Here is a 20,238-nt window from a genome sequence, read left to right on the forward strand (position 1 = left end):
TGCCGCTAAAGGTTAATAAGGATTTAATATGAAAATTCTGTTCTTTTGACGCCTTGGCGGCCCCTGTGCGCAGCGCTAGACCTTCGGGGAAGAAGGAGAACCCTCATGCCCCGCTTCGCGGCCAATATTTCGCTGTTGTTTGCAGAGCTGCCTTATCTCGACCGCTTCCAGGCTGCGGCCGCCGCCGGGTTTGAGGCGGTGGAAATCCTTTACCCCTATGAGCTTGCCGCCAAGGAAACCCAGCGCGCCCTGCTTGCCAACGGGCTGGAGCTGCTGCTGATCAACGCGCCGCCGCCGAATTACACCGGCGGCACGCCCGGCTATGCGGCCATCCCCGAGGGCGTCGACCGGTTCCAGCGCGACATCCGCCGGGTGCTGCGCTACGCCGAGGTACTGAAGGCGGGCAAGATCCATGTGATGGCGGGCTATACCAAGGGTGCAGAGGCGCAGCGGACGTTCATTGAGAACCTGCAATGGGCCGCCGGCCGCGCACCGGAGCAGCAGTTCACAATCGAACCTTTGAACAGCGGCGACCAGCCCGGTTACTTCCTGGACGACTACAACCTGGCGATGGAGGTGCTGGAGGCGGTGGACCGCCCCAACGTCGGTTTGCAGTATGATGCCTACCATGCCCAGCTGATCCACGGCGATGCGGCTAAGGTCTGGGAGATGTTCGGCTCCCGCGCCGTGCATGTGCAGATCGGTGCAGCACCCGGTCGCTGCGAGCCGGGCACCGGTCCGGTCGATTTCCCAGCGCTGTTTGCCGCCATCGACGCCAGCGGTTATGACGGCTGGGTCAGCGCCGAATACACGCCCTCGACCCGGCGCACCGAAGACAGCCTCGGCTGGATGCGTTAAGCCGCCGCAGGCGGGCTGTTACATTCGTGAATTGAAATATGATACGGCGGCCTGCATAAGGGCGGCAGGATCACAGGAAGGACCCCGCCGATGCTGCCCGCCCGCTTTGCCCCTCTGCTGTTCAGCCTGATCCTGTCGGGGCTGATGTCCTTTATCGTGACTGGTGTGGCGACCTGGAAAACGCTGGGGTTTGGTGCGGGTTTTACGCAGGCCTGGATGCAGGCCTGGTCGGTCAGCTGGCCGATTGCCTTTGCCGTCGCCTTCACGGCCGCACCGCTGGTGCGGCGGCTGGTGGCAAAACTGGTCAAAAAGCCGGCCGAAGGCTGAGGCCGGGCAGGGGAAAGCTCCCGCCCGCTGCAAGCTGCATCTGCGATGCCGCAGCAGCCGTTGGGCGTGGCGCCGCTGACGCGGCGCAGAGTCTATGCTGAGAAGCCCCTGGGGCAGGTCTGTCCTTGAGGGGTGTTCCCAATTGTTTTCAGCGCAGTCCGCGTCAAGGGCAAGCCGCGCTGAACGCGCGGAGCGTTGCGGCTCCCTCGACCCAGGGTGGAGAGGGTGCGGCAATCGCCGCGCCGCGTCAGCGGCGCTTGGCCCAACGGGATGAGATCGCCAGATCGAAGCCGGGCGGGAGTGCTTCGCCTGCCTCAAAAGGAATTGCCTCAAGAAAACTGGCTTAGTGCGCCTCCGCCCAGTTCTGACCGCGGCCTGCGTCCACCACCAGTTTCACGTCCAGATGCACTGCCGGATCGGCGGCGGTCTCCATTACCTGACGGGCGGCTGCGATGGTCTCCTCCACTGCCGCTTCCGGCACTTCGAACAGCAGTTCATCGTGCACCTGCAGCAGCATCCGCGCGGGCAGATGGGCAATCGCCGCAGGCATCCGGACCATCGCCCGGCGGATCACATCGGCAGCGGTACCCTGGATCGGCGCATTGATCGCGGCGCGTTTGGCAAAGCCTGCTTTCGGCCCCTTGGCGTTGATCTCCGCCGTGTGGATCTTGCGCCCGAACAAGGTCTGCACATAGCCATGCTCCTTGGCGAATTCCACCGTCTGATCCATGTATTTGCGGATGCCCGGGAAACGCTCGAAATAGCGGTCGATGAACCCCTGCGCGTCCTTGCGCGGAATGCGCAGATTGCGCGCCAGGCCAAAGCCTGAAATCCCGTAGATCACACCAAAATTGATCGCCTTGGCCTGACGGCGGATCTCCGGTGTCATCTGGTCCAGCGGCACCTCGAACATCTCCGACGCAGTCATGGCGTGAATATCCTGCCCCTCGGCAAAGGCCGCCTTCAGCGCGTCAATCCCGGCCATATGCGCCAGAATACGCAGCTCAATCTGGCTGTAATCCAGCGATAGCAGAACATTGCCCTCGTCCGCCACAAAGGCCTCGCGGATGCGGCGGCCTTCCTCGGTGCGCACCGGAATATTCTGCAGGTTCGGATCAGTCGAGGCCATGCGGCCGGTGCTTGCCCCGGTCTGTGCATAAGACGTATGCACCCGGCCGGTTTCCGCATTGATATGGTCCTGCAGCGCATCCGTGTAAGTCGATTTCAGTTTGCTGAGCTGCCGCCAGTCCAGCACCCGCGCGGGCAGATCATGCTCGGTCGCCAGATCCTCAAGGATATCGGCACCGGTGGCATAGGCGCCTGTCTTGCCCTTCTTGCCGCCGGGCAGGGACATTTCGTCAAACAGGATCTCCCCCAGCTGTTTGGGGGAGCCGACGTTGAAGCTGCGGCCCGCCAGCTCGTGGATCTCGGCCTCCAAGCCAGCCATCTTCTGGGCAAAGGCATTGGACATCCGGCTCAGCGTATCGCGGTCCACCTTGATGCCGTTGCGTTCCATATCCGCCAGCACCGGCACCAAGGGCCGTTCCAGCGTCTCGTAAACCGTGGTCACCCGCTCCTGATGCAGCTGCGGCTTGAACGCCTGCCACAGGCGCAGGGTGATATCGGCGTCCTCAGCCGCATAAGGCACCGCGTCGTCAATCGGCACCCGGTCAAAGGTGATCGCCGATTTGCCACTGCCCAGCAGCGGCTTGATCGGGATCGGCGTGTGGTCCAGATAGCGTTCGGACAGCGCATCCATGCCATGCCCGTGCATCCCGGCATGCAGCGCGTAAGACATCAGCATGGTGTCGTCAATCGGCGCCACATCCACCCCGTAGCGGTGCAGGATCTTGGCGTCGTATTTCATGTTCTGGCCGATCTTCAGGATCGCCGGATCTTCCAGCACGTCCTTCAGCATTGCGACGGCCTCTTCCAGCGGCATCTGCCCGTCGGACAACCCCTCGCCGCCAAACAGATCATCGCCCCCGGCCTTATGCGCCAGCGGAATATAGCAGGCCTCGCCCGCTTCCACGCACAGCGAAATGCCGACCAGATCGACAACCATTTCATCAAGCCCGGTGGTCTCGGTATCCACCGCCACCCAGCCGCGCCGGCGGATGCGGTCCACCCAGACCTGCAAGGCTTCCGCCTCGCGGACGCATTCGTATTTGTCCTTGTCGAACGGCACTGCTACGGGTGCTGAGGCCTCAGCCGCAGCGGCGGGCGCTTCGGGAATGGCAGGTGCATCCATGCCCAGCTGATCGGCAAGGCGCTTGGTCAGGGTGCGGAATTCCATCTCCGACAGGAAGGTCAGCAGGGTCTCGGCATCCGGCTCCATCACTTCCAGATCCTCCAGCGAGAAATCCAGCGCCATATTGCAATCCAGCTGCACCAGCCGTTTGGACAGTTCAATCTGCGCGCGGTGTTCGATCAGGGTCTGGCGGCGCTTGGGCTGCTTGATCTCCTCGGCGCGGTCCAGAAGGCTGGTCAGATCGCCGAATTCATTGATCAAAAGCGCTGCGGTCTTGATCCCGATCCCCGGCGCGCCGGGCACGTTATCAACGCTGTCACCCGCCAGGGCCTGCACATCCACCACCCGGTCGGGGCCGACACCGAACTTCTCATGCACGCCGTCGCTGTCGATCCGCTTGTTCTTCATCGCGTCCAGCATTTCAACGCCGCCGCCGACCAGCTGCATCAGGTCCTTGTCCGAGGAGATGATAGTGCAGCGCCCGCCGGCATCCCGCGCCTGATGCGCCAAGGTGGCGATGATGTCATCGGCCTCGAAGCCTTCGACTTCCTTGCAGGCGATATTGAAGGCGCGGGTTGCCTCGCGGGTCAGCGGGAACTGCGGGCGCAAGTCCTCAGGCGCGGGCGGACGGTTGGCCTTGTAAAGGTCGTACATCTCGTTGCGGAACGACTTGCCGGAATGGTCGAATATCACCGCCACATGGGTCGGCGCATCGGGGCCTGTGTTGCCCTCCACATATCGCTGCAGCATGTTGCAAAAGCCGGCCACTGCCCCAATCGGCAGCCCGTCGGATTTCCGCGTCAGCGGCGGCAGCGCGTGATAGGCGCGGAAGATGAAAGCCGAGCCGTCGATCAGATGGAGATGACAACCTTTGCCGAACTGAGTATTGCTCATGGTTATTTACTCCCGTTGATTTGGCGCCCGCATGTTTCAAAAAACCTTATCCTTCATCCCCCGCTGCACTGCAATTGCCGTTCTGCCGGTTGCACTGACGGTTCTCGTGTCTTGCACTGAACCTGTGGGCAATGATGGTACAATCGACGCCCTTTTCCCCGCAGAGTGTTCAACCGTGCAAGGCAGCCCGGGTAATTGTGCGCCCCTGGCGGCCTGCCTGGAAGGAGGAGAGATTTTCACTGGGGCTGCAACAGGCTGGCTTAAGGGCAGTTTCAGCGGCGAAACGTCCTCGGGCGTGCAGTGTACGGGCACATGGAAGGTGCAAAGCAAAATCGGCAATTACGGCACTGCGGACATTTCCTGCAGTGATGGCCGGGAAGGCTCCGCCCGTTTTGCATATGCGGATTTTGCATCGCACACAGTTTGGGGGGATGGCGAATTGTCGGGCGGCGGCAAACTCAAAGTATGGGCCGGGCCGGGGCTGAAAGAGCGTCTTAACAGAAACTATAGAACTGCCAGTGCTGTTTGTTCAGGGTTCTGAAGCCGAAACAGTTATGAATGGCCATTTTTTTGCCGAGAAGATTGCTATATATATAACTGGCTGGACACAGGCGTGACCTAGGCATGGTCTTCAGTGCGCAAAGGTAAAGTGTCAAAACACCCCCATCGCCAGCCCCGCGCCCAGTGCCAGCCCCAGATCGCGGCAGGCATCCAGCTGGTCCTCCGGGATCACCTTCTCCGCCAGAATAGCTTCGGGCGTTTGGGCATTGGTGCAGATGATCAGCGGCTCCTGCACCTGTTTCAATCGCCAGCCGGTGGCAATCCGGGCGCATTGCCGGGCGGCGTTTTCGCCGTCCGAGCCGGCACAGACCAGCTGCGCATAGGGCCGTCCGTTGAGCCGCCCCAGCACCGTATAATAGCAGCGGTCGAAAAACTCTTTCATTTGGCCGGACAGCGCCGCCAGGTTCTCCGGCGCGCAGAACAGATAGCCATCCGCCGCCAGCAGATCCTCCGGCCCGGCCTCTACGGCCCGTTTCAGAACCGTGGAAACCTCGCCGCGTGCTGCCTCTGCCGCCGCCTCCGCCATCCGGCGGCTGCCGCCGGTGCGCGAGTGGTAGACGATCAGAAGCTGTGCCATGTGCGCCATCCGTTTGCTTCAGCCCAGCGGGACCATACCGGGCGCTGGCAAATTTCTTCAAAGAAATTTGGCGGGAGAACTTGAATTCTCCGGTTCTCAGCCGCTGCAGGCCTGGGCTTGGCTGCGTTGGATCACTCCGCCGCCTTGGCCGCATCCTCATAGATATACTTGCAGTCGCAATAGGGGCATTCCACGAAACCCTCGGCCTCGGGGATCTGCAGATAGACCCGCGGATGCCCCAGCGCGCCCTCGCTGCCGTCGCAGGCCACCTTGCGGCTGTTCACGATCCTGGTTTCCGGCGCTTCAGGGGGCGTGGCGGTGCTCATGGCTGGCAGTCCTTTCACTTTTCGGCTAGGCGCTTTTATGAGCCAAGGAAAAACCGGGGGCAAGAGCGGCGATGACAAGCGATGCAATCCGTATCAAAGCTTTGCGTAAAATCTACAAAGGGCACAAAGGCCAGCCCGGGAAACACGCGCTGAAGGGCGTCGATCTCACGGTGCCGCGCGGCTCGGTCTTTGGGCTATTGGGGCCGAATGGCGCCGGTAAATCCACCCTGATCAATATTCTGGCAGGGCTGGTGCGCAAGACCAGCGGACAAGTGTCGATCTGGGGCTTTGACCAGGACGAAAACCCGCGCCAGAGCCGCGCCGCCATCGGTGTCATGCCGCAGGAGCTGAACCTTGATCCCTTCTTCACCCCGCGCGGCGCGCTGGAGGTGCAGGCGGGTCTTTACGGTGTGCCCGAACCCGAACGCCACAGCGACGAAATCCTGCGGATGATCGGCCTCACGGACAAGGCTGAGGCTTATGCCCGGACCCTCTCTGGCGGCATGCGGCGGCGCTTGCTGCTGGGCAAGGCGCTGGTTCACCGCCCGTCGGTGCTGGTGCTGGATGAACCTACTGCGGGTGTCGATATCGAGCTGCGCCAGATGCTGTGGCAGAACATCCGCAAGCTGAACGCCCAAGGCATGACGATCATCCTCACCACCCATTACCTGGAGGAAGCCGAGGAGATGTGCGACGAGATCGCCATTATCAACCAGGGCGAGGTGGTGGCGCGGGACAGCAAATCCAGCCTGCTGGGCCGGCTTGATGCCAAGACCATGGTGGTGCATCCGGCGGTGCCCGCCACGGTCATGCCGCAGGGCGAGGGGATCGAGGCCAGTTTGCGCGAAGACGGTGCCGTGGTGCTGCGCTACCGCAGCCGCCTGACCAGCGCCGAGGACGTGCTGGCCGCGGTCCATGCCGCCGGTATTTCGATCCGTGACGTGAAGACTGAAGAGGCAGACTTGGAGGACGTTTTCCTGTCGCTGACAAAGTCTGCCTGAGCGGGATAGTCTGTCCGGCAGGTTGGAACATCTGTTCCGCGCGGCCGGCAGGCCGGGCCGCGCCTGCCGGCCCGTCAATCCGAAGGTTTGCCTCCGGCAAAACGGACAGGCACGTGCGCGCCTGCCCAGGCAGACGCCGCCCTCAGTGTTCCGAGGTCAACGTGAGGGTTGGCACTTTCCCCTTCATCCCCCGGTTCCCCCTTCACCCCCGGTCGATCCGCGCCTGGTAGCAGTTGTTGCGTGATGACCGGACGTGGATGTAGCTGACCCGCTCATCCGCAAAGATCGCTTCCGTCTGCCCCCTCATCTCCGCCTGCGGGATGACAATGCCGGTGCCGTAAACAATCCGGTGATCGGCGCTGTAGCCTTTGATCAGGTAATCCGGGGAGCCCGTCAATATCTCCGGCATCTCTTCGCCTTCGTGCCGTTCGCAATGATCGGCGCACAGGAAAATCGGCCCCGTCTCGGCATAGGGCTGCGCCTCGGGAAAGGGGCGGTGGGCCAGGGTCAGCATGCCTGTGCCATCGGGGATGTATTGCAGGCAGTGGCGGCAGGGGTTGCTGCCGCCGCCGGACACCGCGCGCTCCGGCACTTGGCCATGGGCATCGGTGCCGCCATCCTGCAGCGCGCGGACAATCTCTGTGGGCAGGGCGGTGATCCTGATCATGCGTTTTCTCCTTTTGCTGACACCATCATGCCCGGTCCGCCCTGCCGCAATCGACCCGGATCTTGCGCATCCTGCTGTGGCCTGAAACAAAGCGCTCCCGCCCGTCGTGCGGGCATTGAAAATGCCCTGCGGCGGTTGGGCCAAGCGCCGCGCTGTGCGCGGCGCGGGCGGCGTTTGCGGCTGGCGGTGCGGCAGGACTCCACATGGGAACAAAACAGGAATATCATGCAGGCCATGTTTGCCGAATTCGCCTGCCTTTCCAACTTCACCTTCCTCACCGGGGCCTCCCACCCTGAGGAGTATGTGACCCGCGCGCTGGAGCTGGGGATCGCGGCGGTTGCCATTGCCGACGAAAACTCGGTGGCGGGTATCGTGCGCGCCCATGCCGAATGCCGCGGCATTGCCCGCCAGGTGCGCGAGCGGCAGGCCTGGAACCGGCAGAACACGCCCATCGGCCCGCCGCCCCTCGAAGGCATCGCGCCGCCGCTTTCTTTCCCGATCTACGATGCGCCACGGCTGATCCCGGCGGCGCGGCTGATCTTCAGTGATGCGCCTGAGGTGATTGCGCTGCCAGTGAACCGCGCGGGCTGGGGCAGTCTGACCCGGCTCCTGTCCACCGGGCGGCTGAGGGCACAGAAGGGCAGCTGTCTCCTGCACATCGCTGACCTGCTGGAATTCGCGGAGGGTCTCCACCTGCTCCTGTTGCCGCAGACGGAACATGGCCTCAGCGGCGCGGGCGGATGGGGGCCGCATATGGACGGGCTGACGCGCCGCTTTGCCGGGCGGATGCATCTGCTGATGGCGCCTGCCTATGACGGCGGCGACCGGGCACGGTTTGCGCAGCTCGCGGATCTCGCCCGGCATCTGAACCTGCCGCCGCTCGCCAGCGCCGCGCCAAAGATGCACCACGGCAGCCGCCGCCGCCTGGGTGATGTCCTCAGCGCCATCCGCCTGCGCTGCAAGGTAGAGACCCTGGGCCGCGCCGCCATGGCCAATGGCGAGCAGCGCCTGCGGTCCGAGGCGGAGATGCGCCGCCTGTTCCGGGGCCATGAGACGGCGGTGGACAACGCCGCCCGGCTGGCGGACCAGCTGACCTTTTCCCTGGATGAGCTGCGTTATGACTACCCGGATGAGGGGCGCGGCAGCGAAACCCCGCCGCAACGCCTGCGGCGGCTGGCCGAGGAGGGCCTGCAATGGCGCTATCCGGGCGGCGCGCCGGACAAGGTGCGCAGCCTGCTGGAGCATGAGCTGGCGCTGATCGGCAAGCTGAAATACGACCCCTATTTTCTGACCGTGCGCGACATCGTCGCCTTTGCCCGCTCCCGCGGGATCCTGTGCCAGGGGCGCGGCTCGGCAGCGAATTCGGTGGTCTGCTACTGCCTGGGCGTGACCTCGGTCAGCCCCGAACTCGGCACCATGGTGTTCGAGCGTTTCGTCTCCGAAGCCCGCGACGAGCCGCCGGACATCGACGTCGATTTCGAGCACGAGCGGCGCGAGGAGGTGATCCAGTGGATTTATGAACGCTACGGCCGCCACCGCGCAGGCCTCTGTGCCACGGTGATCCACTACCGCGGTAAACGCGCCATCCGCGAGGTGGGCCGCGCCATGGGCCTGACCGAGGATACCATTTCGGCCCTGTCCTCGCAGCTGTGGGGTTTTTTCAGCGCCAAGGGGGTGGAGGCCGAGCGGATGCGCGAGATCGGGCTGGACCCCGGCAGCCGCCGCCTGCAGCTGACGATGCAGATGGTGGAGCAGATCATCGGCTTCCCGCGCCACCTGTCGCAGCATGTGGGCGGCTTTATCATCACCCAAGGCAGGCTGGACGAGCTGGTACCGATCGAGAACGCCACGATGGAGGGGCGCACAGTCATTTGCTGGGACAAGGATGACATCGACACGCTTGGTATCCTCAAGGTCGATGTGCTGTCCTTGGGCATGCTGACCTGTATCCGCAAGGCGTTTGATCTGCTGCAGCAGCACCACCAGCTGGATTACAGCCTGGCCACCCTGCCGCCCGAGGATCCGGCGGTCTACAACATGCTGTGCCGGGCCGACAGCATTGGCGTCTTTCAGGTCGAAAGCCGGGCGCAGATGAACTTTCTGCCGCGGATGAAGCCGCGCCATTTCTATGATCTGGTGATCGAGGTCGCCATTGTCCGCCCCGGCCCGATCCAAGGCGATATGGTGCACCCCTATATCCGCCGCCGCAATGGCGAGGAGCCGGTGCATTTCCCCTCGGACGCGCTGGGCGAAGTACTGGGCAAGACCCTTGGTGTGCCGCTGTTTCAGGAGCAGGCGATGCAGATCGCCATTGTCGGCGCGGGCTTCACGCCGGAGCAGGCCGACCGGCTGCGGCGGTCGCTCGCGACCTTCAAAAAACACGGCAACGTCAGCGAATTCCGCAGCCTGTTTTTGCGCGGCATGGCCAGGAACGGCTATGACACCGGTTTCTCCGAGCGCTGCTTTTCCCAGATCGAGGGCTTTGGCTCCTACGGGTTTCCGGAAAGCCATGCGGCGTCTTTTGCGCTCTTGGTCTATGCCTCTGCCTGGATCAAATGCCACCATCCCGGCATTTTCGCCTGTGCGCTGCTGAATGCGCAGCCGATGGGGTTTTATGCGCCTGCCCAGATCGTGCGCGACGCCCGCGAACATGGCGTAGACGTGCGCCCGGTCTGCATCAATAATTCTTATTGGGACAATGTGATGGAGCCGGACGGCCATGGCGGGCTGGCGCTGCGGCTGGGGCTCCGGCAGGTGAAAGGCCTGCGCGATGAGGATGCCGCCTGGCTGACTGCGGCACGCGGCAATGGCTATACGGAAGTGGAGGACGTCTGGCGCAAGGCAGGCACCTCGCCGCCGGTGATTGAGCGGCTGGCTGAAGCCGATGCCTTTGCTGCCCTCGGGTTGAACCGGCGTGAGGCCTTGTGGGCGGCCAAGGCGATCACCGCCCGCAAGCCGCTGCCGCTGTTTGCCCGCGAGCTGGAGGGCGAGGGGATTTACGAGCCGGAAGCGGATCTGCCGCAGATGGGCCTGGGCGAGGAAGTGGTGGAGGATTACGTCGCCATGCGGCTGAGCTTGCGGGCCCATCCGGTGGCGCTGATCCGGCATCTGCTGACACCGCAGAACGCGGGCGGCGGCACGGGTGGCGGGCCGGGGATTTGAGTATTTTGGGAAAGATGAAGCGGATTGGCGGAGGCTTGCTGCCGCCAAGCGCGCTGATAACGCCAACTGTGGCAGGAATGCCGGTTCACCCCGGCGCGGCGAGGCGTTAGAAGGCTTGCGAACACAGCCTTGCCCCGGAGCTACCCCATGACCGCACCCAAACCCGTTGTCCTGTGCATTCTTGACGGCTGGGGCAGCGGGGAGCCCGGCGAGGCAAACGCGCCTTATCTGGCGCAAACGCCAACCTTTGATGCGATCCTGGCCAAGGGGCCGGCCGCCCGGCTGATCACCCATGGACCGGATGTCGGGCTGCCGACCGGGCAGATGGGCAATTCAGAAGTGGGCCACACCAACATCGGCGCGGGCCGGGTGGTGGCGATGGATCTGGGGCAGATCGACCTGGCGATTGAAGACGGGTCGTTCTTTGAAAACGGCGCTTTGCAGGCGTTTATCGCGCAGCTGAAAGAAAGCGGCGGCGCGGCTCATCTGATGGGGCTGGTCTCGGACGGCGGCGTGCATGGGCATATCAACCACATCCTGGCGGCGGTGAAGGCGGTGACGGACGCGGGCGTGCCGGTCTGGCTGCATGCAATCACCGACGGGCGCGATGTGGCGCCGAAATCGGCCTTTCGCCATTTCCGCCGGCTGGAGGAGAAGCTGCCCGAAGGCGCACGCATTGCCACCGTCACCGGGCGCTATTTCGCGATGGACCGCGACAACCGCTGGGGCCGCGTCAGCGAGGCTTATGATGCGATGATCCATGCCAAGGGGCGGCCGGGGATGAATGCCCACGGCGCGGTGGACCATGCCTATAATCAGTCGGAAACGGATGAGTTCATCGCCGCCACCGTGCTGGACGGTTATCAGGGGGTAAAGGACGGCGACGGGTTCTTTTGCCTGAACTTCCGGGCTGACCGCGCGCGGGAGATTCTGCGCGCGATTGGCGAACCGGGGTTTGCTGAATTTGATGCGGGCGAGCGCCCCAAACTGGCGGGCCTGCTGGGCATGGTGGAGTATTCCGACAGCCATAGCGATTACATGACCACCTGTTATCCCAAGGCAGCGATTGTGAACACGCTGGGAGCCTGGGTGGCGAAGCAGGGCAAGCGCCAGTTCCGGCTGGCGGAGACCGAGAAATACCCGCATGTGACCTTCTTCCTGAATGGCGGCAAGGAAGACCCGGAAGAGGGCGAGGACCGGTTCATGCCGAAGTCGCCCAATGTGGCGACCTATGACTTGCAGCCGGAGATGTCGGCCCCCGAGGTGACGGAGAAGTTTGTCGAGGCAATTGCTGCGGGCTATGACCTGATTGTGACCAACTATGCCAACCCCGACATGGTCGGCCATACCGGCGATCTGAAGGCGGCGATGCTGGCCTGCGAGGCAGTGGACCGCGGGTTGGCGCAGGTGGTGAAAGCGCTGGAGAAGGCGGGCGGCGCGATGATTGTCACCGCAGATCACGGCAATTGCGAGGTGATGGTGGACCCGGAAACCGGCGGCGCCCATACTGCGCATACGCTGAACCTGGTGCCGGTGGCGCTGGTTGGCGGGCCGGAAGGCGCCACACTCCGGGATGGCCGGCTGGCGGATCTGGCGCCGACTATTCTGGAGCTGATGGGGCTGGAGAAACCGGCAGAGATGACCGGGGAGAGCCTGCTGTCATGACGCTGCGGGCGGGCTTTTTACTGCTGGCACTGCTGGCCGCACCGCTGCAGACGGCAGCGGACCCCGCCGGGGCCGCGCGCACGGCGGCGGCGCAGCTGGAGGGGGCTTCGGTGCAATTGCAGGAGGCCGGCAGCTCCCGCGACCGGGTGAAGGCGCTGACCGCAACCGTGCAGGCCTATGAGGCCGGTCTGGCGGCGATGCGCGACGGCTTGCGCCGGGTGGCGCGGCGCGAGGCGCAGCTGAGTGCGCAGCTGGCGGCGCGGCAAGAGGAGGTCTCGGGGCTGCTGGGGATTATCCAGACCATTGAAACCTCGCCGCCGCCGGTGCTGATGGTGCATCCTTCGGGGCCTTTGGGCGCGGCACGCTCGGCTATGATGCTGGCCGAGGTGACCCCGGCCCTGCATGCCAGGGCGCAGTCGCTGAAGATGGATCTGGACGAGGTGCAGAGCCTGCGGCTGCTGCAGCAGAACGCGGCCAGGACGCTGGAAGAGGGGCTGGCGGGCGTGCAGTCCGCGCGGGTGCAGCTGTCCACCGCGATTGCCGACCGCACCACGCTGCCGCGCCGATTCACTGCTGATCCGGTGCGTACCGCGATCCTGATTTCTTCGACTGAAACCCTGTCGGGATTTGCCGACGGGCTGGCCGAGATTGCCGGCGGTGACATCGCCGGGACCAGCGCTGACATCACAGAGCTGCGCGGTACCCTGCCGCTGCCGGTCGAAGGGCTGGTGCTGCGCGGCTACGGCGAACGGGACGCGGCGGGTATTGCCCGGCCCGGTCTGCTGATCGCGGCGCGTCCCCGCGCCCTGGTCACGACGCCGGCCGCCGCCACCATCCGCTATCGCGGGCCGCTGCTGGATCTGGGCAATGTGGTGATTCTGGAACCGCAGCCGGAGACGCTGTTTGTGCTCTCCGGCCTGGCCGAGGTGTTCGGCGAGGCTGGGCAAGTGATCCCCGAGGGCACGCCGGTGGGATTGATGAGCGGAGAAAACCCCAAGCCGGATGCAATTCTGTCACTTAGCGGTGAAGGGGGTGGAACTGACCGGACAGAAACGCTCTATATAGAAGTGAGAATGGACAACAGCCCGGTGGATCCGGAAACATGGTTCCGCACTGGAAAAGGTGGATGAAGGCTTGATGAGAAAATTTGCGATGGCCGCCATTGGCGGCACGCTGGCAGGGATTGTCGCTACAACCTATGTTGCGGGCCCGTTGCTGGCGCAGGAAGGCACGCGCGAGGCAAATGTCTATGAGCAGCTGGACCTGTTCGGCGACATCTTCGAGCGTATCCGCGCCCAATACGTCGAGGAAGTCGACGAGAAGGAACTGATCGAGGCGGCGATCGGCGGCATGCTGACGTCGCTGGATCCGCATTCCAGCTACCTGTCGCCGGATGATGCGGCCAGCATGCGGGTGCAGACCCGCGGCGAATTCGGCGGCCTGGGGATTGAAGTCACGCAGGAAGAGGGCTTTGTCAAAGTTGTCTCGCCGATCGACGGCACCCCGGCGGACGAGGCCGGCATGGAATCAGGCGATTTCATCACCCATGTGGACGGCGAAAGCGTGCTGGGCCTGTCGCTGGACGATGCGGTCACCCTGATGCGCGGACCAGTGGGGTCCGAGATTGTGATCACCGTGGTGCGCGAAGGTGAGGCCGAGCCGTTTGATGTCTCGATCATCCGCGACACCATCAAGCTGACGGCGGTGCGCAGCCGCATCGAGGGCGATACCGTGGTGATGCGGATCACCACCTTTAACGATCAAACCACCACCAACCTGGTGTCCGGGCTGAAAAAGCAGATCGAAGATGCGGGCGGCGAGGATAATGTGAACGGCATCGTTCTGGACCTGCGCAACAATCCCGGCGGGCTGCTGACCCAGGCGATCAAGGTGGCGGACAGTTTCCTGGAATCCGGTGAGATCGTCTCGACCCGCGGCCGCGACCCCGAGGACGGCGAGCGGTTCAACGCAACGCCGGGCGATCTGGCCGATGGCAAGCCGATTGTGGTGCTGATCAATGGCGGTTCGGCCTCGGCCTCGGAAATTGTGGCCGGTGCGCTGCAGGATCACCGCCGCGCCATCGTCATCGGCACCAAGTCTTTCGGCAAGGGATCGGTGCAGACGGTGATGCCGCTGAAGGGCGAGGGCGCGATGCGTCTGACCACTGCGCGCTATTACACACCGTCGGGCCGGTCGATCCAGGCGCTGGGCGTCAGCCCTGATATTGTGGTGCAGCAGCCCCGCCGAACCGCTGCGGCTGAGGAGGAGAACGACTCGCCTGCACGCCGCTCGCGCTCCGAGGCCGATTTGCGCGGCAGTCTGAACAATGACAGCCTGAGCGAGGATGAGATCCGCCAGATCGAAGCCGACCGCGAAAAGGCCGAAAAGGCCGCCGAGCTGCGCGAAGAGGATTACCAGCTGGCCTATGCCATCGACATCCTGAAGGGGCTGGTTGCGCTGGGACCGAAGTAAGGCTTGGCCATATTGCAGCACAAAGGGGCCGTCCGGCTGGGCGGCCTTTTTTCTGCTCTGCTGTTCACGTGCCGGCCGGGCGGAAGCAGGGGGCGTTGCCCCTCAGGCCTTGCGGCCCTCACCCCCAAGGTATTTTTGGCCAGAAAGAAGCGGCAGGGGGGTGGCGTTTGCGGGCAGCACGGAGCGCCGCCGGGCAGAGAATGGACAGACCCCGCGGGGCCTGCTTGGACAGGAATTCCTGAACGACCCCCTTTTTATCGCGGCCGGTCTCTGGGTGCTGCGCAGACAGCCGCACAGCTTGCCCGCGCCTTGTGCAATGGGTGATCGACCAGGGGAGTGTATGTTGTGAAAACCTGATGATCAGGTGAAACCGGCGTACGCTGAAAGGGCAACACCCAACCCGGCGCAATGCATTTGTCGCGTCAAAGTGAATATCAACGCCCGATCTCCGGCGCATTGATTGCATGGGCTGGGCTATGTTCGCCCCATGATGTTTGACCTGCCTGATTCCCCGACGCTGTACCAAGCGCTGATCACACGTGATGACGCCTATGAGGGGCGCGCCTATGTGGGCGTGACCTCCACCGGCATCTTCTGCCGCCTGACCTGCCCGGCGCGCAATCCGAAGTACGAGAACTGCCGCTTTTACGCCAGCCCCGGCCAATGTATTGAGGCGGGGTTCCGCGCCTGCAAACGCTGCAAGCCGCTGGCGGCTGCTGCCGGGGATGATCCGATGGTACAGGATCTGCTGGCCCGGCTGGAGGCGCGTCCCGCCTATCGCTGGGGCGAGAGCGATCTGGCGCGGATGGGGCTGGATGCGTCCACCGTTCGGAGGGCGTTCAAGCGGCATTTCGGCATGACCTTTCTGGAAATGGCCCGCCAGCGCCGCCTGCGCGAGGGGTTCACCGCGCTGAAAGCCGGCGAGCCGGTGATTGCGGCGCAGATTGATGCCGGGTTTGAAAGCGCCAGCGCCTTTCGCGCGGCCTTTGCCAAGCTGGTCGGGATTGCGCCGGGCGCCTTCCGCAAGGACGCGCTGTTGCTGGCCGACTGGATCGACACGCCGCTGGGCGCGATGATTGCGATCAGCTGCCGGCACCAGCTGCATCTGCTGGAATTTGCCGACCGCAAGGCGCTGCCGCGGGAAGTGGCCAGGCTGCAAAAGGCGCAGCCCGGAGGTTTGGGGTTTGGGCGGCCGGCGCCGACAAAGCAGATCGCCGAAGAGCTGCAGAGGTTCTTTGCGGGTGACGGCGCGGATTTCCAAACCCCGCTGGCCCTGCATGGCACCGGGTTCGAGCGCGAGGTCTGGCGCTACCTGCTGACTATTCCGGCCGGCGAAACCCGCAGCTATTCGCAGATCGCGCGCGAGCTGGGCCGCGCTTCGGCCACAAGGGCGGTGGCGCGGGCCAATGGTTCCAACCAGCTGGCGCTGGTAGTACCCTGCCACCGGGTGCTGTCGGCGGATGGATCGCTGACCGGTTATGGCGGCGGCTTGTGGCGCAAGCAGCGGCTGATCGAGATTGAGACAAGCTACAAACAGAGGATTTCTGCATGATATATTCCGACCGCGCACGCGCCTTTGCGGCGCTGCATCAGCCGGGCAGCCCGGTGGTGCTGTATAACATCTGGGACGCAGGCAGTGCCAAGGCGATTGCCGGGGCGGGGGCCGCGGCCTTGGCGACCGGCAGCTATCCGGTGGCCGTTGCGCAGGGCTTTGCCGATGGCGAGCAGATCCCGTTGGAGTTTGTTCTGGGCAACGCTGAACGCATCATCGCCGCCACGGATTTGCCGGTGACAATTGATTTTGAGGGCGGTTATGCCCGCGCGCCTGAGCAGCTGACCGCCAATGTTAAACGGCTGGCCGAAACCGGCGCCGTGGGGCTGAATTTTGAGGATCAGGTGGTTGGGACGGCGGAGCTCTACAGTATTGAAGAGCAGGCCCGGCGGGTTGCTGCAGTACGGGCGGCCAATGCGGACATTTTTGTCAATGCGCGCACAGATTTGTTTCTGAAGGAAAAAGATGCGTCGAAACACGCGGGCCTGATGGCGGAGGCGCTGGAGCGCGGCGCGGCTTATGCCGAGGCCGGCGGCAATGGGTATTTCATCCCCGGGCTGACCGATCCGGATCTGATTGCACAAGTCTGCGAGGCAAGCGCGCTGCCGGTTAACACGATGATGCGCGGTATCACGCTGGAAACCGCGCGGCAGGCAGGCGTTGCGCGCTGCAGCTATGGCCCGATCCCGCACGCCAAGCTGATGCAGGTGCTGGCAGAGCATTTCCAGACATTGGTGTAACCGCCGCTCAGGTGGTTTCCAGGCAGTGGCGGCGGAAGGCGCGTTTCAGCATGTCGAGTTCTGCGCGCAGCAGTTCGACTTCGGCGCGCAGATCGTCCGCTACTGCCTCCCCGGCGATCAGGGTGAAATCACCCAGACGGGTGCCGCCGGCGGCATCGAATATCACGAAAGTCTGCACCCCGTCGGCCAATGCCTCGGCGGGGACCGGCACTGAGATCAGCCATTCGCCGCCTGCCTGGCCTTCTTTCAGTTTTGCATCGGCCACCGGCTGATCCTGGAACATCACGGAAATCTCGGGCCGCGCGCCGCTGGCGGGGGCGTTGCTGATCCGGCCCTCCCAGATGCCGTTGCGGAAGCGGATTTTGGTCAGTGACAGGTCGCTCATGGCTCAGGTTCCTCAGATCGCCGCGCGGCGGTGGCGCGAGAAGGTCAGGTCGCGCAGGATCACCTGGTTCATATCCGGCGCTTCAAATATCAGATCAAGCCAGATCTTTTCGATCCGCTTCTCGTTCAGCTTGGAATAGGCCAGGTCGAACTCCACCACGATGTTCTTTTGCTCCTGCGGCAGCTCGCGCACGATCTGTTCGGTATTGGGACCGTGCTGGATGTTGAGCCGGGCAAAAATCTCGATCGGTTTTTCGGATTCGATAATGCTGTCGATCCGCAGCAGATGCTGCCGGGTCATGCCATTGGCAGCGGCGGGCGGCAGGTCGATCACCAGCGACAGGAACGAGCCGTCGAATTGGAACACATCCATGCGCAGGCCGAAGGGAGCAAGGTCTTCTTCGCGGGTGTTGCGCAGCTGGCGCAGGGTCAGTTCGGAGAAGGCGCAATCGTGAAACAGCTGCGCCTCATCGCCGAGCCGGGCCTTGGCGGGGACGGAGGACAGCCCGCATTCGGGCAGCGGCCCTCGCCACAGTTCCGGGCGCCAGGACCAATCGGTGCCATGCGGGCGCGGAAAGAAGGAGGAGCCGATCTGCGGCAGCGCCAAACGGCCGTCGGCGGTGTGGATCAGCCGGTCCAGATGGGTGCGCAGCTGGCGGGCCTGATTGCGCTGGCGGCGCAGTTCAGACAGCGGCGCGCGGGCCGACTCTTCTGCGGCTGCGCGCCAGCGGCGCAGGCTGCGCAGGTGCAGCAGCCGGTCCATGATCCTGCCCATCGTGCTCTCTCTTGCCTGTTGCGCCGTGTTGCGGAGTCCGGCCCGCGCGGTAATGCGGCGGGCGCTGGCGCCAGTGTAACCGCTGGCGGCTATTGAAATAAACCGGCAATCCGCTGGCTAAGCCCGCGTTTTTTGCGAAGGGCGGGCGTGGCGCCGGTTTCCGGGGCGCCGGCGGCTGCCGCTGCGGGCCGTGCCAGGGGGCGCAGGGACTGCCGGGGGCCTTTGGGCAGCACCGCGCCGGCTTCCTCAAGATCCGGCAGGGTGGAGGCTTCCAGTGAGCGGTGGGTCACTTCGTTCAGCAGCGCTGCCCCCTGGCCTCCCAGAGCGCGGCTGCCCTCCGGTGCATAGAGCGCCAGGGCGACCAGATGCCGGTCGAGCACAAAGGCACCGCGCCAGTGAACCGGACTGGCCCCTTCGGCGACGGCTTCGGGGAATTCCAGCCGGACCAGCGGCAGCAACTGGTCGTCGCGGGTTTCCAGCAGCGTGGCACCGGGGAACATGGCCACGATATCAGCCGCTTGCGGGGCTGCGGCGTCTTGTTGCGCCGGACCGATCGAGGCGGTCAGAACGGCCGCATTGCGGGAGCCGAACCAGCGGTTCCGGTCAAGCCGGCTGCAATGGGTAATCAAGGCAAAACCGCCGCTGTCATCCGCCGTGCTGCTGCGCCGGTCAAAGCAAAAGGTTTCCGGGGCAGCCAGCAGCACGCCGCCGCCGGCAAAGGACATCACCTGGCCGCTAAGGCGCGGCGCCGGGCCGGACACGCGGGCGGCAAAGGACATGCCTGTGGGGGCAGGGCTGCATCCTGCCAAGGCCAGGCCGGCCAGCGCGGCGGCGGCTGCAGCTCTGCGCAGTCCTGGCGCCTTTCCGCCGGGGAGCGAAAAAGACACGGGTTTCCCGTTGTTTATTCTGGTCACTGCGGTCCCTGCCGGTCTGTTTTTTTGACAAATTTATTACGGGCAGGGCTGCTGCGCGGCAAGTGTGAACCGCGCGCCGGGCTGTCTGCCTTGCCATGGCGTTGCAGCAATGCATAACGTTGGCGCAATTTGCCGCCATTCCAGCCGGAGGACACATGCAGCACAGGCACAGAGACGGGTACAGTGACGGGCACAGTTACAGGGCGCATGAGGCCTTGGTGCGCTTTGCCCGGCTGCAGCCTGCGCTGTGGCGGCTGCTTTTGGGGCTGGTGCTGGTGGCGGCGGTCAGCTTTGCGATGACCGCGGCGCTGCAGGTGATGGTGGCGGGCCTGTTCCCCGGCGCCTGGCTGCAGGGGCTGGGTGACGGCAGCAATCCCGGCGCCATGCTGGTGCTGCTGGGCAGCTTTGCCTTTCTGTCGCTGGGGGTGGCCATGGCGGCGCGGCTGTTTCACCAGCGCAGCTTTGCCACCGTCACGGGGCATCTGGTGCCGCTGGTCTGGCAGTTCGGCAAGGTGAGCCTGTATCTGCTGGGGTTGAGCGTGCTGATCATGCTGCTGCCGCCCTACAGCATGGGGCCGGCGATGACCCCGAACCTGCCGGTCTGGACCTGGCTGGGCATTCTGCCTTTGTCTGTTGCCGCGGTGCTGGTGCAGACCTCTGCGGAGGAGATCCTGTTCCGCGGTTATATCCAGCAGGCGCTGGCGGCACGGTTCCGCAGCCCGGCAGTGTGGCTTCTGGGGCCGTCGGCGCTGTTTGCACTGGGGCATTATCTGCCTGCCGAGGCCGGGGAGAATGCGCTGCTGGTCACCGTCTGGGCCGGATTGTTCGGGGTGCTGATGGCGGATCTGACAGCGCGGGCCGGTACCCTGGGTCCGGCGATGGCGGTGCATTTCTTCAACAACGTTACTGCATTATTGCTGTTTGCTTCGCCGACCAGTCTGAACGGGCTGGCGCTGTATCTGATCCCCTTCGAGATGGCGGACGTGCAGGCGCTGCGGCCTTGGATGGCGGTGGACTTTGCGCTGATGCTGGTCAGCTGGCTTTGCGCACGGCTTGCCATACGCCGCTGATTGCAATTGCGGCCAAGGCGCCTTATCTGGGGGGCAAACCGC

The 20,238-nt window shown here is 64.2% G+C and carries 18 protein-coding genes; 11 read left to right on the forward strand and 7 right to left on the reverse strand.

Features of this window, described 5'->3' with window-relative positions:
* Positions 1-105: 105 nt before the first annotated feature.
* Both ETW23_RS21440 and ETW23_RS21445 read left to right on the forward strand, forming a co-directional pair.
* Positions 106-858 carry a hydroxypyruvate isomerase family protein gene (locus ETW23_RS21440; RefSeq protein ID WP_129372380.1) on the forward strand — a complete coding sequence of 251 codons (753 nt, stop codon included), beginning with the start codon at positions 106-108 and terminating at the stop codon, positions 856-858.
* 90 nt (positions 859-948) lie between these two features.
* Complete coding sequence (locus tag ETW23_RS21445) at positions 949-1,185, forward strand: DUF2798 domain-containing protein (protein WP_129372379.1); 237 nt, start codon at positions 949-951, stop codon at positions 1,183-1,185.
* A gap of 343 nt (positions 1,186-1,528) precedes the next feature.
* Here ETW23_RS21445 and polA read toward each other — a convergent pair whose 3' ends face one another.
* Complete coding sequence (gene polA, locus ETW23_RS21450) at positions 1,529-4,330, reverse strand: DNA polymerase I (protein ID WP_134831199.1); 2,802 nt, start codon at positions 4,328-4,330, stop codon at positions 1,529-1,531.
* 31 nt (positions 4,331-4,361) lie between these two features.
* Between polA and ETW23_RS21455 the strand changes: the two genes are divergently transcribed.
* On the forward strand, positions 4,362-4,871 hold the full coding sequence (locus ETW23_RS21455) for a hypothetical protein (RefSeq protein WP_129372377.1): 510 nt from the start codon (positions 4,362-4,364) through the stop codon (positions 4,869-4,871).
* Between the two features lie 111 nt (positions 4,872-4,982).
* Here the strand turns inward: ETW23_RS21455 and ETW23_RS21460 are convergent, their stop codons facing one another.
* On the reverse strand, positions 4,983-5,468 hold the full coding sequence (locus tag ETW23_RS21460) for a flavodoxin family protein (RefSeq protein ID WP_134831200.1): 486 nt from the start codon (positions 5,466-5,468) through the stop codon (positions 4,983-4,985).
* Positions 5,469-5,599: 131 nt separating this feature from the next.
* Complete coding sequence (locus ETW23_RS21465; protein WP_129372375.1) at positions 5,600-5,794, reverse strand: zinc-finger domain-containing protein; 195 nt, start codon at positions 5,792-5,794, stop codon at positions 5,600-5,602.
* Between the two features lie 71 nt (positions 5,795-5,865).
* On the opposite strand from ETW23_RS21465, the gene ETW23_RS21470 reads away from it, so the two are divergent.
* Complete coding sequence (locus ETW23_RS21470; RefSeq protein ID WP_134831201.1) at positions 5,866-6,795, forward strand: ABC transporter ATP-binding protein; 930 nt, start codon at positions 5,866-5,868, stop codon at positions 6,793-6,795.
* 202 nt (positions 6,796-6,997) lie between these two features.
* On the opposite strand, the gene ETW23_RS21475 is transcribed toward ETW23_RS21470, so the two are convergent.
* Positions 6,998-7,462 (reverse strand): DUF1203 domain-containing protein, encoded by a 465-nt coding sequence (locus ETW23_RS21475; protein WP_129372373.1) that lies wholly within the window; start codon positions 7,460-7,462, stop codon positions 6,998-7,000.
* Positions 7,463-7,696: 234 nt separating this feature from the next.
* Between ETW23_RS21475 and ETW23_RS21480 the strand changes: the two genes are divergently transcribed.
* From ETW23_RS21480 to ETW23_RS21505, 6 genes are all read left to right on the forward strand, one after another.
* Positions 7,697-10,624 (forward strand): error-prone DNA polymerase, encoded by a 2,928-nt coding sequence (locus ETW23_RS21480; protein WP_134831376.1) that lies wholly within the window; start codon positions 7,697-7,699, stop codon positions 10,622-10,624.
* Between the two features lie 147 nt (positions 10,625-10,771).
* Positions 10,772-12,289 (forward strand): 2,3-bisphosphoglycerate-independent phosphoglycerate mutase, encoded by a 1,518-nt coding sequence (gene gpmI, locus ETW23_RS21485; protein WP_134831202.1) that lies wholly within the window; start codon positions 10,772-10,774, stop codon positions 12,287-12,289.
* Positions 12,286-13,419, forward strand: a complete 1,134-nt coding sequence (locus ETW23_RS21490) for a murein hydrolase activator EnvC (protein WP_134831203.1) — start codon at positions 12,286-12,288, stop codon at positions 13,417-13,419. The genes gpmI and ETW23_RS21490 overlap by 4 nt, the downstream gene beginning before the upstream one ends.
* A gap of 7 nt (positions 13,420-13,426) precedes the next feature.
* On the forward strand, positions 13,427-14,761 hold the full coding sequence (locus tag ETW23_RS21495; protein WP_134831204.1) for a S41 family peptidase: 1,335 nt from the start codon (positions 13,427-13,429) through the stop codon (positions 14,759-14,761).
* A 487-nt stretch (positions 14,762-15,248) separates the two neighbouring features.
* Positions 15,249-16,313 (forward strand): bifunctional transcriptional activator/DNA repair enzyme AdaA, encoded by a 1,065-nt coding sequence (locus ETW23_RS21500; RefSeq protein WP_134831205.1) that lies wholly within the window; start codon positions 15,249-15,251, stop codon positions 16,311-16,313.
* Positions 16,310-17,053: an isocitrate lyase/phosphoenolpyruvate mutase family protein gene (locus ETW23_RS21505; RefSeq protein ID WP_134831206.1), complete on the forward strand. Its 744-nt coding sequence runs from the start codon at positions 16,310-16,312 to the stop codon at positions 17,051-17,053. Before ETW23_RS21500 ends, ETW23_RS21505 begins: the two co-directional genes overlap by 4 nt.
* A gap of 7 nt (positions 17,054-17,060) precedes the next feature.
* On the opposite strand, the gene ETW23_RS21510 is transcribed toward ETW23_RS21505, so the two are convergent.
* The 3 genes from ETW23_RS21510 to ETW23_RS21520 form a co-directional block, all read right to left on the reverse strand.
* Positions 17,061-17,438, reverse strand: coding sequence for a hypothetical protein (locus ETW23_RS21510; protein ID WP_129372367.1), 378 nt, complete (start codon positions 17,436-17,438; stop codon positions 17,061-17,063).
* Between the two features lie 12 nt (positions 17,439-17,450).
* A complete protein-coding gene (locus ETW23_RS21515) occupies positions 17,451-18,212 on the reverse strand; it encodes a DUF6478 family protein (protein WP_129372366.1) in 762 nt (253 codons plus the stop codon).
* An 89-nt stretch (positions 18,213-18,301) separates the two neighbouring features.
* On the reverse strand, positions 18,302-19,099 hold the full coding sequence (locus ETW23_RS21520) for a hypothetical protein (protein ID WP_254695094.1): 798 nt from the start codon (positions 19,097-19,099) through the stop codon (positions 18,302-18,304).
* 182 nt (positions 19,100-19,281) lie between these two features.
* Here ETW23_RS21520 and ETW23_RS21525 point away from each other — a divergent pair, with 182 nt between their 5' ends.
* Complete coding sequence (locus tag ETW23_RS21525; protein WP_134831207.1) at positions 19,282-20,196, forward strand: CPBP family intramembrane glutamic endopeptidase; 915 nt, start codon at positions 19,282-19,284, stop codon at positions 20,194-20,196.
* Positions 20,197-20,238: the final 42 nt, after the last annotated feature.

Source organism: Leisingera sp. NJS201 (genome assembly GCF_004535885.1).
In the GTDB taxonomy this organism is placed as follows: Bacteria; Pseudomonadota; Alphaproteobacteria; order Rhodobacterales; family Rhodobacteraceae; genus Leisingera.